This window comes from Pseudomonas sp. 50_B, assembly GCF_017491625.1.
GTDB classification, from domain to species: Bacteria; Pseudomonadota; Gammaproteobacteria; order Pseudomonadales; family Pseudomonadaceae; genus Aquipseudomonas; species Aquipseudomonas danubii.
On sequence record NZ_JAFGYX010000027.1, the window covers coordinates 1 to 15,977 of the forward strand.

Consider the following 15,977-nt stretch of genomic DNA (forward strand, 5'->3'; position numbering starts at 1 on the left):
GCCCTGCCCCCTCATCGGCTTCGTCGGCCAGGCGCTGCTCGATGCCCCGGGCCTCCTCGGCGCTCAACCAGGGCGCGCGGCTTGGACGGTCCGGCAGGCGCCGCCAGACCACCCAGGCGAAGAACACCGCCGGCAGCCCTTCGAGCAGGAACATCCACTGCCAGCCATGCCAGCCCAGCAAGCCGTCCATCTTCATCAGCGCGGCGCCCAGCGGACCGCCGATGATATTGGCCAGGCACACCCCCAGCAGGAAATAGCCGGTAGCCCGGGCCCGTTGCCGGCGGTCGAACCAGTAGGTCAGGTACAGCATGACCCCGGGAAACAGGCCGGCTTCGGCGATGCCCAGCAGCAGGCGCAGCACATAGAAGGAGGTCTCGCCCTGGACGAAGGCCATGGCGGCGGAGATCAGCCCCCACGTGACCATGATCCGGGCAATCCAGAAGCGTGCGCCGACCTTGTGCATGATCAGGTTGCTGGGCACCTCGGACAGCGCATAGGTGAGGAAGAACAACCCGGCACCCAGGCCATAGGCGGCAGCGGAAATACCCAGGTCCACATCCAGTTGGTGCTTGGCCAGGGCGATGTTGGTGCGGTCGAGAAAGCTCAGGACATAGGCCGCGATCAACAGCGGCATGAGTTTGAGAAACATCAGGCGGGTCAGCTGTTGCGGGTCCCGGGGCGCTGCTGTGGTTGCAGTGTTCATGGGGCATATCCCTTTGTAGTTGTTATGCGGGATCGTCAGCGGGCCTGGAGCCAGGGCCGCTGACACGGACCTTCAAGGGTCAGAACGCGACGTGCTCACGCCCCTTGAGCCCGAGCAGGGCCCGGGCTTCATCCGGGGTCGCCACACGACCGCCCAGGGCTTCGATGACCGTACGAATGCGCCGCACCTGATCGGCGTTGCTGGCCGCCAGTTTGCCGGGGCCATCCCACAGCGAGTCCTCCAGGCCGACCCGGGCATGGCTGCCCATGGCCAGGCCCATGGTGGCCAGGGGAATCTGATTGCGCCCGGCGCCGAGGATCGACCAGTGATAGGCATCGCCAAACAGCCGGTCGGCGGTACGGCGCATGTGCGCCAGATCCTCGGGATGACCACCGATTCCGCCCCGCAGGCCGAACACCGACTGGATGAACAGCGGCGCCTTGAGCAGGCCGCGCTCAAGGAAATGCGCCGCGGTATACAGATGGCCGATGTCGTAGCACTCAATCTCGAAGCGGGTACGATTCTCGGCACAGGCGCTGAGGATATGGGCGATATCGCGGAAGGTATTGCGGAAGATCCGGTCGTCGCTCTCCTCCAGGTACGGCCGCTCCCAGTCGTGCTTGAACTCGGTGAAGCGGTTGAGCATTTCGTACAGACCGAAGTTCATCGAGCCCATGTTCAGCGAGGCCAGCTCCGGCTTGAACTCCAGCACCGGCTGCAGGCGCTCCTCGACGCCCATGGTGGGGGCGCCACCGGTGGTGAGGTTGATCACCACGTCGCAGGCCTCCTTGATCTGCGGCAGGAAGCGCCGGAACAGTTCGGGGTCCTGGCTCGGCCGCCCGTCCTCCGGGTCTCGGGCATGCAGGTGCACGATGGCCGCACCGGCTTGGGCCGCAGCGATGGCCTCGGCGGCGATTTCTGCGGCGGTGATCGGCAGGTGCGGCGACATGGACGGGGTATGAATCGCCCCGGTGACAGCGCAAGTGATGATGACAGGCGTTTTTCCAGACATGACGGTACTCCGACTTTTATTCTTGATGAAAAAAATCCCTGGGTGTCGCTGATGGAATTCACCGCTGACGACCTTCAGCGGTGCGGATCGCGGGCACGGCTAGAGGTACTCGACGTTACCGTCGACGCTGATCGCCTGGCCGGTGATATTGCGAGCCGCCGGCGAGCAGAGAAACAGCGCCATGGCGGCCACGTCCTCGGCGCTGACCATGCGCTTGAGGGAGATCTTGTTCAGGTACTCCTGGCGCATTTCGGCCACCGGCACCCCGGTCTGTTCGGCCCGGGCCTGAATCACCGCGTCCATGCGCGGGCCCTGGACTATCCCCGGCAACAGCGCATTGACCCGGATATCGCTGGCCCCAAGCTCGGCCGCCAGAGACTTCATCAACCCGACAATGGCCCACTTGGTGGCCGCATACGGCGTACGCCAGGCATATCCCAGGCGCCCGGCCACCGAGGCGATGTGCAGCAGATGGGCGTTGGCCGAAGCCTTGAGCAACGGCACTGCGTGGTGGGCAAAACGGTACTGCGCGGTCAGGTTGATATCGATGGTGCGCTGCCAGTCGGCGTCGCTGACGGCATCGATGCCGGCCGTGGGCCCGGCAATACCAGCGTTGTTGACCAGCACATCGAGCCCGCCGAAGCGCTCCACCTGAAGCTCGAACAGCGCTTGGATCTGTGCCGGATCAGCGACATCGGTGCGGGTCGCCAGCGCCTCGGGGTAGCGATCCCGGAACGCCGCCAGGGCCGCCTCACTGACATCGCAGACGTGCACCTGGGCGCCAGCTTCGAGATAGGCCCTGGCCAGCACTTCACCGATGCCCGCCGCGCCGCCGGAAATCATCACCCGCAAGCCTGGGTAAGGCTGTAAACGCTGCAAGATGCTCATGCCCGACCTCCTTTGAGCGCCGCCGCACCAGGCTTCTTGGCCAACAGCCGGCCCAGGGAGTCTGCCGCTTGCATGATGTCGTCGGTGACGGCCGCTCGCACTCCCGGACCATCGCCGGTGGCCAGGGCTTCGACGATGCGATTGTGGGCTTCCATGGAACGTTGCAGGTGGGCCTGGTCCGGCGCCACCAGGGCAAAACACGGCCCCATGTGCAGCCAGAAGTTCTCCACCGCGGCCATGGTCAGCTCGGCTCGGGCCACGGCATAGATACGTCGGTGAAAGGCGAAGTTGGTCCATAGGTAACGGGACACATCCACCTCATCGGCAGCCTTCTGCATCTGCCGGCACAGATCAGTGATCTCCTGCAGATCGCCCTCTTGCAGATGCTGCAGGGCCTTTTCCGCCAGCAGCCCTTCCAGGGCCACCCGTGCATCACGGATCTCCCGCAGACGCTCCAGCGTCATCATTCGCACTCGCAGGCGGGAAGTTTCCGTGACCTCAAAGGCATTTTCCGCGCTCAGGCGCTGCAGCGCTTCGCGCACCGGCATGGGGCTGGAACCCAGGGCTTCGGCCAAACCACGAATGGTCAACTTCTGGCCGGGCTGAAAACGCCCACTCATCAAGGCTTCGCGAATCTGCCGGTACACCTGCTCCTGCAAGGTATCGCGAGAAACCTGACGCAACGTGGGAAGGGGGATTGGGCCTTGGGATATAGGACCTTCAGACATGGCATCTACCTGTGTTGTGGTTCTTGTGCTCGACAATATGTGATCACAAATCAAATATGTCAAACATTAGGATTTGATCCACAGCCCGTCATGAAGGGCAAATTCATCACTAAAATATTTCATAAATTCCGCACTGCGGAACAATATTCCGTATTGACCACGCTATTCATTGATGACAGGATTATTTTCGCCAAGTGATTCAAATAGCGGAATAAAGCTATCCGTGACTGGGATGTTCTGCTGGTCACCCTCAACGCCATACCGCGCCCACCGACCTCTCGCTGCCCTTCACCCCGGAGACTGCTGCAATGAGTTGCGAAACAGCCCTGCCCATCGTCGAAAGCGCATTACACGGAAACATCCTGGTGCTGACCCTCAACAACCCGCCGGTCAACGCCCTGGGGGTGGAGATCCGCCGCGGACTGCTGGCGGCCATCGACAGCGCCAACGACAACCCGGCGGTCGAAGCCATACTGCTGGTCGGTGCAGGACGACACTTCTGTGGCGGCGCCGACATTCGCGAATTCGGCAAGACGCCCCAGGCGCCGGCGCTGCCGGAGGTGGTCAAGCGGATCGAGGACAGCAGCAAACCGGTGCTGGCGGCAATCCAGGGAGTGGCCCTGGGAGGAGGCCTGGAAGTCGCCCTCGCCGCCCATTACCGCCTGGCCACCGGCAGCGCCCGGCTCGGCCTGCCAGAGGTGTTGCTGGGCTTGCTTCCCGGGGCCGGCGGCACCCAGCGGCTGCCACGCCTGATCGGTGCCAAAGCGGCTCTGGAACTGATGCTCAGCGGGCACCATCTGAGCGCCAAGGAGGCCCTGGATCTGGGTTTGGTGGACCGTCTGGGGGACAGCGATGACGCCCTGGCCGAAGGCCTGGCCTACATGCGCCAGTTGCTGGCACAGGGCGCCACTGTCCGACGCACCCGGGATGCTCAGGCCCTGAGCGAGCCAGCGGCCCAGCGCCAAGCGATAGATGCCGCCCGCCAGCAGGCCACGCAGAAATCCCGAGGCCTGCTGTCGCCGCTGCACATCATCCAGGCCGTGGAAGCGGCCCTCGATCAATCCTTCGAAGACGGCCTGCGCGAAGAACGCCGACTGTTTCTGGAGTGCCTCGACAGCCCGCAGCGTGCCGGGCTGGTGCATGCTTTTTTTGCGGAACGGGAAGTGCTCAAGGCCCCCGAGACCCGCGCGGCAGCCCCCCGGGCCATTGCCCGAGTGGGGGTGGTGGGCGGTGGCACCATGGGCGCCGGCATCGCCGTGACGGTCCTCGACGCGGGGCTGGAAGTGACCATGATCGAACGCGACCAGGACGCCCTGAATCGCGGCCGCAGCAATGTCGAGAAGGTCTACGACACCCTGATCGGCAAAGGTCGCCTGACCCAGGCCGACAAAGCCGCGACCCTGGCCCGTTGCCGCGCCAGCACCGACTACCGGGATCTGGCCCAGGCCGATCTGGTGATCGAAGCCGTGTTCGAGGACATGGCGGCCAAGCTTGCGGTATTCGCCGAACTGGATCGCGTGTGCAAGGCCGGCGCCGTACTCGCCAGCAACACCTCCTACCTGGACATCAACGCCATCGCCCAGAGCGTCTCGCGACCTGCCGACGTGATCGGCCTGCACTTCTTCTCCCCGGCCAACATCATGAAGTTGCTGGAGATCGTGGTGCCAGCCAAGGTCGCCACGGAGGTCGTCGCCACGGCCTTCGAGCTGGCGAAACAGTTGCGCAAGGTGCCGGTACGCGCTGGCGTCTGTGATGGATTTATCGGCAATCGCATCCTCGCGGTCTATCGCCAGGCCGCTGACTACATGATGGAAGACGGCGCCTCGCCCTATCAGATCGACCAGGTCCTGCGCGATTTCGGCTTCCCCATGGGCCCCTTCCAGGTGGCGGACCTGGCCGGTGGCGACATCGGCTGGGCGACCCGCCAGCGCAAGGCCGCCAGCCGTGATCCCCGGGTTCGCTATGTACAGATCGCCGACCGCCTCTGCGAGCGCGGCTGGTTCGGGCAGAAAACCGGGCGCGGCTACTACCTCTATGCCCAGGGCCCGCGCAGCGCCAGCCAGGACCCGGAAGTCCTGGCGATCATCGACGCCGAGCGGGCCCGGGTCGGCATCACGCCCCGGGCCTTCAGCAACACGGAAATCCTGCGGCGCTACATGGCGGCCATGATCAACGAGGGCGCCAACGTGGTGCATGAAGGCATCGCCCTGCGCCCCCTGGACGTGGACATCACCCTTATCCACGGCTACGGCTTTCCGCGCTATCGCGGGGGCCCGCTCAAGTACGCCGACCAGTACGGCCTGCCCCAGGTCCTGGCGGATATCCGCGAGTTTGCCGAAGAAGATCCGCTGTTCTGGACAGCCTCACCCTTGCTGGTGCAGCTGGTAGAACGCGGCGAGAACTTTGACAGCCTCAATCACAGCCACTGACCAAGGAGCACGTCCCATGCGCGAAGCCGTCATTGTCTCCACTGCCCGCACGCCCCTGACCAAGGCCCATCGAGGTGAATTCAACATCACCCCCGGCCCCACCCTCGCCGCCTTCGCAGTACGCGCCGCGGTCGAGCGGGCCGCCATCGATCCAGAGCTGATCGAAGATGCCATCCTCGGCTGCGGCTACGGCGAAGGCACCACCGGGCGCAACGTCGCGCGCCTGGCAGTGGTCCGTGCCGGCTTGCCCATCAGCATCGCCGGCACCACGGTCAACCGCTTTTGCGCCTCCGGGCTTCAGGCCATTGCCATGGCGGCCGGACGCATCGTGGTGGACGGTGTCCCAGCGATCATCGCCGGCGGTGTGGAGAGCATTTCCCAGATCCGTGGCCGTGGCGCCAGCGACGCCCCGGACCTCGACCCCTGGCTCCTGCAGCACAAGCCGGAACTGTTCCTGCCGATGATCGAAACCGCCGACATCGTCGCCGCGCGCTATGGCATCAGTCGCGAGGCCCAGGACCGCTTCTCGGTGGAGAGCCAGCGCAAGACCGAAGCGGCACAACTGGCCGGCCGCTACCGCGAGGAAATCATCCCCTGCACCACCACCATGGCGCTGACCGATAAACAGAGCGGTGTGGTCAGCCAGCTGCAGGTCACGGTGGAGGCCGACACCTGCAACCGTCGCGGCACCACTTACGAGGCCCTGGCCAAACTGCAGCCGGTGCAAGGCCCTGAGCGTTTCATCAGCGCCGGCAACGCCTCGCAACTGTCCGACGGCGCCTCGGCCTGCGTATTGATGGAGGCCCGGGAAGCGTCCCGCGCCAACCTGACCCCGTTGGGGGTGTTTCGTGGCATGGCAGTGGCTGGCTGCGAGCCCGACGAAATGGGCATCGGCCCGGTGTTCGCGGTGCCCAAGCTGTTGGCCCGGCATGGCCTCAAGGTCGAGGACATCGGCCTCTGGGAACTCAACGAAGCCTTCGCCTCCCAGGCGCTCTACTGTCAGCAGCGGCTGGCCATTGCCGACGAATGCCTGAACGTCAACGGCGGAGCCATCGCCCTGGGTCACCCGTTCGGCATGACCGGCGCGCGCCTGGCCGGCCATGTGCTGCTTGAGGGTCGCCGGCGGGGCGTGAAGTACGCCGTGGTCAGCATGTGCATCGCCGGCGGCATGGGCGCCGCTGCGCTGTTCGAAATCTATTGAGGACCTCGCCATGGACCTGAGTTTCACTCCAGAGGAAGAAGTCTTCCGCGACCAGGTGCGACGCTTTCTCGCCGAACACCTGCCCACTGGCCTGAGTGACAAGGTGGCCGCAGGCGAGCGCCTGTCCAAGGCCGACATGGAGCAATGGCATGCGCTGCTCAATGCCCGGGGCTGGCTGGCCAACCACTGGCCCCAAGCCTTTGGCGGACCGGGCTGGAGCCCCGTGGAAAAGTTCATCTTCGAACTGGAGTGCGGGCTGGCCAATGCGCCGCGCATCGTGCCCTTTGGCGTCAATATGCTGGGGCCAGTGCTGATCAAGTACGGCACCCCACAGCAGCAGGACTATTGGCTGCCACGGATTCTCGACGGCCGCCACTGGTGGTGCCAGGGCTATTCGGAACCCGGTGCCGGCTCGGACCTGGCCGCAGTGAAAACCAGCGCCGTGCGCGACGGCGATCACTATGTGGTCAACGGCCAGAAGACCTGGACCACCCTGGGTCAGCACGCCAACATGATTTTCTGCCTGGTACGCACCGACCGTGAAGCCAAGCCCCAGGAAGGCATCAGCTTCCTGCTGATCGACATGGCCAGCCCCGGGGTCGAGGTACGCCCGATCATCACCCTGGAGGGCGATCACGAAATCAACGAAGTCTTCTTCACCGACGTGCGGGTGCCGGTGGCCAATCGGGTAGGCGAGGAACACAAGGGCTGGACCTGCGCCAAGTACCTCTTGACCTACGAGCGCACCAATATCGCTGGGGTCGGCTTGTCCATGGCGGCGCTGCAACGGGTCAAGCAGTTGGCCGCGCAGCGCACCCGCAACGGCCAGCCACTGCTGCATGACCCGCAGTTCGCCGCCCGCCTGGCCCGGGTCGAGATCGACCTGGCCAATATGCAGACCACCAACCTGCGGGTGATCGCCGCCGCGTCCGGGGGTGGGGCTCCCGGTGCGGAAAGTTCGATGCTGAAGATCTGCGGCACGCAAATCCGTCAGGAACTGACCGCACTGCTGCGCCGGGCCATGGGCCCCGAAGCCCGGCTCATGCTGGATGACGCCAACCCCGAAGCGCTGGACGCGGGCCCCGGGTTCGCGGCCAACGCCGCGGCGCAGTACTTCAACAATCGCAAGCTGTCGATTTTTGGCGGCTCCAATGAAATCCAGAAAAACATCATCTCGAAAATGATTCTCGGGCTCTGAGGGCGTGCACATGAACTTCGAACACAGCGCAGAACGGCGCATGCTCGCCGACAGCTTGAATCGTTTCATCACCCAGCAATACAACCTGGAAAAGCGCCAGCAGAGCCTGCAGTCCGAGCTGGGTTTCAACCCCGATATCTGGCGCCAGCTGGCGGACCTGGGAGTCATCGGTGCCCTGTTCAGTGAGGCCGACGGCGGCTTCGGTGGCGGCGGCTTCGACCTGGCCCTGGTCTTCGAGGCAATAGGCCGCGGACTGCTGGTGGAACCTCTGCTGGGCAGTGCGGTACTGGCCGGCGAGGCCCTCGCCAGCGCCGGTAACGAAGAACAGAAAATGCACCTGGGGCCAATCATCGACGGCAGCCTGATCGCCGCCCTGGCCCATGAAGAACCCGGCAACCACTATGCAACCCACCGGGTCGCCTGCCGCGCCGAGGCGGACCCTGCCGGCTGGCGTCTGGACGGTATCAAGAGCATGGTCCTCAACGGCCGCCAGGCCGGGTTGCTGGTGGTCGCGGCACGCACGGCCGGAGCCCAGGACGATAGCCAGGGCATCTCGCTGTTCCTGGTACCGGCGGACACCCCGGGCCTGGAGATCCAGGCCTGCCCGACCCTCGATAGCGGCCCCGTCGCGCAAGTGCGCCTGCACCAGGCAAAAGTGCCGGCACAGGCCTTGCTGGGCCCCTTGCATCAGGGCCACGCGATCCTCGAACGGGCCATCGGCCGCGGCCTGTTGGCGCTCTGCGCGGAAGCCCTTGGCGCCATGGAAGTGGCCAAGCTGGCGACCCTGGACTACCTGCGCACCCGGCAACAATTTGGCCGTCCTATCGGTAGCTTCCAGGCGCTGCAACATCGCATGGCAGTGTTGTTGCTGGAGATCGAGCAGGCGCGTTCGGCGGTGATCAACGCCGCTGCCGCCCTCGACGCCGACCGCCTGACCCGCGAACGCAGCCTGTCGGCGGCGAAGGTCAGCATCGGTCGCATCGGCGCCCTGGTGGCAGAGGAATGCATCCAGTTGCATGGCGGTATCGGCATGACCTGGGAACTGCCACTGGCCCATTACGCCAAGCGGCTGGTGATGATCGACCACCAGTTGGGGGACGAGGATCATCACCTGCAGCGCTACATCGCCCTCGGCCAAGCACCGACCCCATGAGTCTCTCGGGCAGACAACCACAGGCCCAGGCCCAACACGCCGCCCCCCGAGCGATGGCGACGAGCCCTGACTCTATCGTTGAACACCAACGACATGGCGAGCACGCCACCGGGGACCGAGGTCCGCACCGTGAGCTGCACCCGGGGTGGTGGCACGAAGCTCTTTATCGCCAGTGACGACCTGCTGGATGCCGAGGATTGACGACTGGTCAGCGCCAAGGGCGTATTCAGGCGTGGCCGCCTGCGTCACGACAGCCACTGAGGCGGTACGGCGCAGACGGCAGATCGACCGGACCGTGATCGCCTGACGAGACAGGTGCCTGCCTGGTGCAACAGCATTCCGAGAGGCAATCGTCGATTTCAATTCAAGCGGTTCCGGGATAACATTTTTCTCTTGTTTCCAAGAACCCGCTGTGTGGTCAACTGGCATTGCGCCCGGCACCAGCCCCTACCGGAAGACCCCATGCACGACCCGAACGACGCCCCGGAACCAGCGCCCAAAGACCGCAAGTTCGTCGAAGCCCTGGCCCGTGGCCTGGAAGTCCTGCGGGCCTTTACCCACGGTCACGCGGTACGCGGCAACCAGGACATCGCCCGCATCACCGGCCTGCCCAAACCCACGGTGTCGCGCCTGACCTACACCCTGACGCAGTTGGGCTACCTCAAGTACAACCAGGACCTGGAGAAGTACCAGCTGGATTCGGCGGTACTGGCCCTGGGTTACGCCTACTCCGCCAGCCTGCGAGTTCGCCAGTTGGGCAAACCCTTCATGGACGAGTTCTCCCGGCGCACCAACACCACAGTCAGCCTGACCTGCCGCGATCGCCTGTCGATGATTCACGTGGACAGCAGCCGCCCGCCGGAGGTCGCCAGTCTGCGCATGGAACCCGGACTGCGCCTGCCCCTGGCCACCAGCGCAGCGGGGCGGGCCTACCTGGCGGCCACGCCGAAAATCGAGCGTGACCATCTGCTGCGGGAAGTGGCGAAAAAAGTCGGAGATGAATGGCCGGCCCTGGAAAAGTCCCTGGAGGACTCCTTCCGTGAATACGAAGCCTTTGGCTTCTGCCTGTCACTGGGAGAATGGGACCGCAACGTCAATGGCGCCGGCGTGCCGCTGCGCCTGGCCGACGGCAGCATCATGGCCCTGACCTGCGGCGCCCCGAGCTTTCAGCTGTCCAGCGAAAAACTCGAAAGCTCCCTGGCCCACCAGTTGGTGATGCTGGCCCGGGACCTGGAAAGCCTCGGCGTCTGAAGCACACGCCAGGGCAGATTTTCAGCTTCTGCAACGAGCCGGGGTACATCGGGTACTCCATGAATGACCATGAAGCACCCGAGACCGGCCCCGTTATCAGCGGGGCCGTTCCATCCGTTACTCGTCACCCCACTTATCGTGACCAGCAATCACCTGGCTATTGCCGAAGGCTGCAGATTGACGAATGTCACCCAAGCCCAGGCCCGCCAGGCCACCCAGCCGAGCATCCCGGTTGCCGGTGAATTCGCCGCTGGCGAATGTTGGGTTATCGAAGGCGACTGGCACCGCGGTGCCAACCAATGCCTCCATACGTTCGCGAGCCTGATGCTGTGGAGTTAGGTTCCTGCCGAGTGGCTGGCGCGCCAGCTGGACCATGCGGACTAGAGCGCCCCTGCATGCCGCATCTTTTGCCCTAAAAATGCCCTGACAACTGCCACAGAAACGAAAAAGCCCCCGTAATCTTCAATGATTACGGGGGCTTAGTCTTGTTCAATAATGGCGGAGAGATAGGGACTTCCAGAATCTCACCACCAACCCCAATTAACATAGGATTTTCAGGCATTACAGACCTTTTTGCTACAAAATTTTGCTACAAAAAGCGTATGATCCGGGCACCAACCCTTAGTAGCGTAATGACATGGCATCTGACAATCTGATTCTTCGGTCGGGCACCTTTCATGTTCGTCTTGTGATCCCGAAAGACGTTAGGCACATCCTGAACCGTACCGAGTTCACCGAGTCGTTGAAGACCGGGAGCAAAGCCGAAGCCCAGATGAAGAAATATGCCTTCCTGCAGGTCTGGAAGCAGTTAATCATCAATGCAAGGAAGCTGGTAGCAGGCCCAACGCCTGAAGAATTACCAGAAGCTTCATTTGGCATATCCACGATGATAGCCAACCATCACCAAGCCGGACTGATGAACCTAGTGACTGGGACGACGAAAGACGTGCTTGGGCTGACATTCAGTCCCGAGAAGTTTTATCAATTGGGTAGTCGTATAGATGACATGATTTCAGACGCCCAAAATTGGAGAACCGCAAAAGAGGCGTATGAGTCAGATTTTGATGGGGATGCAGCACCACCCTACTTGGAATTTTTGGCTTTCCAAGAAAAATGGTACGAACAAGGCGAAGACCTTTCGCTTGAAAAGAAAATTGAAAGGTTCAACGACTGGGTTCGACTCAACAAGGTGATTCACCAATACAAAATTACTCACGGTCTGCCTGTCAGCTTGGACAGCATCACAGAAATCAAGTCAATTCTTGACGACCCCAAGAACTACAAAATCAAATCACCGTTCACGAAGTCACGCCTCGATACGTTCAGCACTTATCAACGTGAGCAGAAAGGTATTATTGAAAAAACCATTGATATGCATGTTTCGAGGCTTGAAAAGCTGAAAGACTGGCTTGAAGCACAGAATCATGAAATCAGCTTTAAAGCAGTTAACCTATGGATGGAAAGCCTTGTAGACATAACGCCGAAAACTAAGAAGCAATATCTATTTTCAGGTCAAAGCTTCTGGAAATGGGCGATGAAGAATGATGATGGATTCAAGACGCAATTTAAAGACCTTGTTCCTCCTTTTGAGAAGCATGAGTTTGAAGTCAACCGTATGGAAAAAAGAACCAAACTTAAAAGAAAAGCCTTCACCATAGCTGATGTGAAAACGCTGTATCTGGCTTGTAAAGAAACAAAGAACCGTGAAATTCTCACAGACCTCTTCTTGATTGGTGCCCATTCAGGGGCACGGATTGAAGAAATCTGTCAGCTTAGAAAAGAAGACGTGATAGACGATGAAGGTGTGTTGAGCTTTGACGTTTACAAAAGTAAAACAGAAGCTGGCGTTCGCTACACCCCAGTTCATCCAGTCATCAAGCCAAGCATTGAACGTCTAATTAAAGAATCAACTGATGGCTTCCTCATCAAATCCCCAGCCGGCAATAAATATGGGATTCGTTCAGATGCTTACAGCAAGCAATTTGGACGTTTGAAAACAGCGTGTGGCTACAACGAACAGTTTGTGTTCCACAGCCTACGAGCAACAATGATTACCCAACTGCATAGGGCTGATGTTCCCCCCATCACGATTGCAGCAATGATTGGTCATGAAACAGGAACAGTCACATTCGACGTGTATGGCAAAGGCCCTAGTCCTCAGCAAAAACTTGCAGCCATCTCCAAGATAGATTACGGCCTTGATATAAATTGAAACATCCATAAATGAACTAAAGGCTGTCCAATTGGATGGCCTTTTTTTATGCGGTCTAAAAATCAAACGGTAAAGGAGTACACAATAGGTCTGATCATCAAACTTATTATGTCGGACGTTTTCTAATTTGTCGGACGCTTTCAATGTCGTACAGATATGTCGGACACTATTGAAAACATTAAAATATATGATACAACATTTATATGAAGTCTTTAAAGAACAGGCAAGCAATGGAAACGTCCGACATTTAACTTCGTTAAATTTGTCGGTCATGAAAAACACTTCGTGCTTTTTCATTCCGTTTCCTACTTGATTTTCGCACTTCGTTTGAAAATGTAAAAACAAAAGCAAGTCCCGAACAATTAGCTGATGCTCATTGCTCAAAAATAAAAAAACAACAGGAGATTAAACTATGACAAATTTCGGAAAAATAGAACAAGCATTAACAGTGATCGATATGCTCGATTTGCGAGGTGTCTTTAATTTGAAATCAGGATTGGCCGAAGAAATACTAAGAGGTGAAACCGACATTGAAAAAATAAAATTCCTCCTTTATCTGCAAGGGAATATCTTCACATCGGAATTAAGTGAGCACGAAAAAAACGCTTATCTTGGTGCATTCACTTTATTTATGAACATCATAGTTCACGGTGAAATTGATGATAGCGAATACGAAAAATTTCAATCTGAGAGAAATTTACACTAAGTAACACACGAACAACAGGCCCCGGCCTTTGTTCACCAAATTAAATTTAGATCAGGAGAAAAATGGCACAAGATAAAATATCAATAAGAGCTAGTAAAGAAGACATCGCAAAATTAAACAAAATCGCCTCTAAACTATCAATGACCAAGACAGCTTTGATAAAGAAATTTATTAAAGACGGATTCGGCCAAACAGTTGAAGTAACAAACCCTACCTTTCTCGAAGCACTCGAAAAAATCCAAACTGTTCTAACAGGTATCGAAGGCAAATTAACGCCAATAGGCAATAATATAAATCAAATCGCCACTAAATTAAACTCAGGTGAAAACCTCACCGAAAAGGATAGAAAGATCATCGAAGATAGCTTGAATGTTATTGAACAGGCTGATGCACGCTTTCACAGTCTTTCCAATTTGATTTCAACAAAAAATAAGAAAATCGTTCTAAAAAAACGAGGTGCAAAATGATCAGGAAGGTTATTAGTAAATTGCCTGATAGTGCATCCGTTGGCCGCACCATGAACTACGCATTGAATAAAGCCGAGTTAGTCAGCGGTAGCGAAACAAAATTTGATGGCACCAGCATCAAAAACTATAACAAACTAGGCGTTAAAAAATTCAATCAAATCAATAATAAATTTGAAGCAGCGACCGGAAGAAAACAAGAGGTCGTAGCAGTTCATGAAGTCATCAGCTTTTCACCAAAAGACAATCTGACTAATGAACAAGCATTGGAAATCGCAATGTCAGTTTGGAAAGTCGCTCTTAATTTAGACAATAGAAAATATCGCGTAGCTGTTCACGATAAAGACGACAACGGAAAAACTCACGTCCATTTGATTTGGAATAGTCGTGATAATAAAGGTAAACCATTTAAGAAAAATGGGGATTACGAGCTATTTGAAAAGCTATGTCATCAAGCCGAGTTGAAACATGGTCTTGAAGAAGTGAAAAACAGAAAATACCTAAACCCAAAAATGCCGACAAATCCACAAGGCCCCAACGAATACAGGCTTGAAAATCGTGGGATAAAGTCAGAAAAGACCAAATTTAAAGAAGCTGTGAATGCTTCGACTGACAAAGCTATGACTGCGAGCGAGTTTCTTGAATTTCTTGACGCTGATGGCTTCACGTTGATCACCAACGGCAACAATGCGTATTCCCTGGAGAAAGAAGGTCAGATCTTCAAAGCATCTGAGATAGGAGCGTCCTACAAGCTCTTAAAAGCCCGTTTTGGCGATGATCCGACATTCTCTGACACGCTTGCACGTCTTGGTGTGAAAACAGCTCCTATACGTAAAATGGGCAGCATTGGCGGTGACTTTCACGATCAGCAATCAGCTATTATCGAACGCAGAGCTAAAAAATCCAATCGCGTTGTAGATACTCGATTCGATACGCCAGATGGTCACGATTTCTTTTTCAAGAATTCGACCAAGAAAGCTTTTGAATATGATCCAGTAGCGGGACGTGCTGACTTCAACACTAACAGCCCGATGGCGATCAAAGCAGGCTTGCAGAAGCTCACAGAGACAGGCAAACCGCAAACCTTACACCTTAACGGTACTGAGACATTCAAGCGTCAAGCATGGCTTCAATTCCACATGATGAACCTCGATAAAAAAGGTTATTCACTTTCTGGATTTAAACCTTCTTCACTAGATAAAGCAGAACTCGAAAAAATGAAGAATGAAAACCCAGCGTTTAAGAAGCCAATTCAAGAAAACAACATCAAAGCTTTACCGACTGAGAAAGTCGCTGAAAAACCAAAAGATGCAGAAAGCAAAGATGCAGCTTCAACTATCGCTAATGGAGCAGTAAAAATTGCTGCTAGCGTGCTTGATGGTGCGATTGATAAAATCACAGATATGAGCGATGGGAATGCAAAAGATGTGTTAGCTGCTATGCACATGCTTGAAGAACAAATTGAAAGAAGCAACAGAGAAAAACAAAAAACACGCAAAGCTACGTTCAAAAACAAATTGACGCCACAATAAAAAACGCCTTTATGGCGTTTTCTTTTGTCTTCATATTCATTACGAGCATGTCCCATAATAATTGATATATACAACATCATAACCACGTTGCAATATTAAATTACTCGTTGATTCAGCATAATCATTATTCGTTAAGCAGCTAGCCCCTTTTGACTTTGGAAAGTTAAGCGTTAATTTGCAACCTTCTCTAAAGCCGGGCGTAGGAACAGGAAAAAACACACTGCTGAAATCGTGCGAATTATAAAAAACATCTGGATAATTAGCTGATAAAAAATCAATGGTTGGTTGAATTCTTTCATCACAAAGCTCTGCGGGTGTGTTTTCTACTTCTGGAACTTCAACCACATCACTAAATTTAATGCTGTGATTGGGTAGCGAACCGCCTAGACTTTGTTCAAGTGGCATACGTATAACGTAAGCGGCATTAGCTGACATTGAAGCAAAAATTGCGATTGTTAAAATTGTAAGTCTTTTCATTTCGTTTCCTCCTTTGTTTTATT

15 protein-coding genes are annotated in these 15,977 nt (G+C 57.0%); 9 read left to right on the forward strand and 6 right to left on the reverse strand.

Going from position 1 to position 15,977, the window contains the following annotated elements:
• The 4 genes from J5M73_RS26960 to J5M73_RS26975 all read right to left on the reverse strand — a co-directional run.
• A partial coding sequence (locus J5M73_RS26960) for an MFS transporter (protein ID WP_207816493.1) occupies positions 1–703 on the reverse strand: 703 nt, incomplete at its 3' end.
• Positions 704–782: 79 nt separating this feature from the next.
• The gene (locus J5M73_RS26965) at positions 783–1,715 is read right to left on the reverse strand and encodes a 3-keto-5-aminohexanoate cleavage protein (RefSeq protein WP_102861616.1); all 933 of its coding nucleotides are present in this window, start codon (positions 1,713–1,715) and stop codon (positions 783–785) included.
• Positions 1,716–1,814: 99 nt separating this feature from the next.
• Positions 1,815–2,603 carry an SDR family oxidoreductase gene (locus tag J5M73_RS26970; RefSeq protein WP_207167224.1) on the reverse strand — a complete coding sequence of 263 codons (789 nt, stop codon included), beginning with the start codon at positions 2,601–2,603 and terminating at the stop codon, positions 1,815–1,817.
• The gene (locus tag J5M73_RS26975; protein WP_102861729.1) at positions 2,600–3,316 is read right to left on the reverse strand and encodes a GntR family transcriptional regulator; all 717 of its coding nucleotides are present in this window, start codon (positions 3,314–3,316) and stop codon (positions 2,600–2,602) included. Before J5M73_RS26975 ends, J5M73_RS26970 begins: the two co-directional genes overlap by 4 nt.
• A gap of 323 nt (positions 3,317–3,639) precedes the next feature.
• Between J5M73_RS26975 and J5M73_RS26980 the strand changes: the two genes are divergently transcribed.
• The 5 genes from J5M73_RS26980 (at position 3,640) to J5M73_RS27000 (ending at position 10,563) form a co-directional block, all read left to right on the forward strand.
• Positions 3,640–5,760, forward strand: a complete 2,121-nt coding sequence (locus tag J5M73_RS26980) for a 3-hydroxyacyl-CoA dehydrogenase NAD-binding domain-containing protein (RefSeq protein WP_207816494.1) — start codon at positions 3,640–3,642, stop codon at positions 5,758–5,760.
• A gap of 16 nt (positions 5,761–5,776) precedes the next feature.
• Positions 5,777–6,961 carry an acetyl-CoA C-acyltransferase gene (locus J5M73_RS26985; protein WP_207816495.1) on the forward strand — a complete coding sequence of 395 codons (1,185 nt, stop codon included), beginning with the start codon at positions 5,777–5,779 and terminating at the stop codon, positions 6,959–6,961.
• Between the two features lie 10 nt (positions 6,962–6,971).
• Positions 6,972–8,159, forward strand: coding sequence for an acyl-CoA dehydrogenase family protein (locus J5M73_RS26990; protein WP_207816499.1), 1,188 nt, complete (start codon positions 6,972–6,974; stop codon positions 8,157–8,159).
• A 10-nt stretch (positions 8,160–8,169) separates the two neighbouring features.
• Positions 8,170–9,312, forward strand: a complete 1,143-nt coding sequence (locus tag J5M73_RS26995; protein ID WP_207816507.1) for an acyl-CoA dehydrogenase family protein — start codon at positions 8,170–8,172, stop codon at positions 9,310–9,312.
• A 462-nt stretch (positions 9,313–9,774) separates the two neighbouring features.
• Entirely contained in the window at positions 9,775–10,563 is a 789-nt protein-coding gene (locus J5M73_RS27000) for an IclR family transcriptional regulator (RefSeq protein ID WP_102861610.1), read from the forward strand.
• Between the two features lie 117 nt (positions 10,564–10,680).
• On the opposite strand, the gene J5M73_RS27005 is transcribed toward J5M73_RS27000, so the two are convergent.
• On the reverse strand, positions 10,681–10,872 hold the full coding sequence (locus tag J5M73_RS27005) for a hypothetical protein (RefSeq protein ID WP_207816508.1): 192 nt from the start codon (positions 10,870–10,872) through the stop codon (positions 10,681–10,683).
• A 328-nt stretch (positions 10,873–11,200) separates the two neighbouring features.
• Between J5M73_RS27005 and J5M73_RS27010 the strand changes: the two genes are divergently transcribed.
• From J5M73_RS27010 to J5M73_RS27025, 4 genes are all read left to right on the forward strand, one after another.
• Entirely contained in the window at positions 11,201–12,775 is a 1,575-nt protein-coding gene (locus J5M73_RS27010) for a tyrosine-type recombinase/integrase (RefSeq protein ID WP_207816512.1), read from the forward strand.
• 412 nt (positions 12,776–13,187) lie between these two features.
• The gene (locus J5M73_RS27015) at positions 13,188–13,481 is read left to right on the forward strand and encodes a hypothetical protein (protein WP_207816514.1); all 294 of its coding nucleotides are present in this window, start codon (positions 13,188–13,190) and stop codon (positions 13,479–13,481) included.
• 62 nt (positions 13,482–13,543) lie between these two features.
• Complete coding sequence (gene mobC, locus J5M73_RS27020; RefSeq protein ID WP_207816515.1) at positions 13,544–13,948, forward strand: plasmid mobilization relaxosome protein MobC; 405 nt, start codon at positions 13,544–13,546, stop codon at positions 13,946–13,948.
• Entirely contained in the window at positions 13,945–15,477 is a 1,533-nt protein-coding gene (locus J5M73_RS27025) for a relaxase/mobilization nuclease domain-containing protein (protein WP_207816517.1), read from the forward strand. The genes mobC and J5M73_RS27025 overlap by 4 nt, the downstream gene beginning before the upstream one ends.
• Before the next feature lie 39 nt (positions 15,478–15,516).
• On the opposite strand, the gene J5M73_RS27030 is transcribed toward J5M73_RS27025, so the two are convergent.
• Positions 15,517–15,954, reverse strand: a complete 438-nt coding sequence (locus J5M73_RS27030) for a hypothetical protein (protein ID WP_207816519.1) — start codon at positions 15,952–15,954, stop codon at positions 15,517–15,519.
• Between the last annotated feature and the right edge of the window lie 23 nt (positions 15,955–15,977).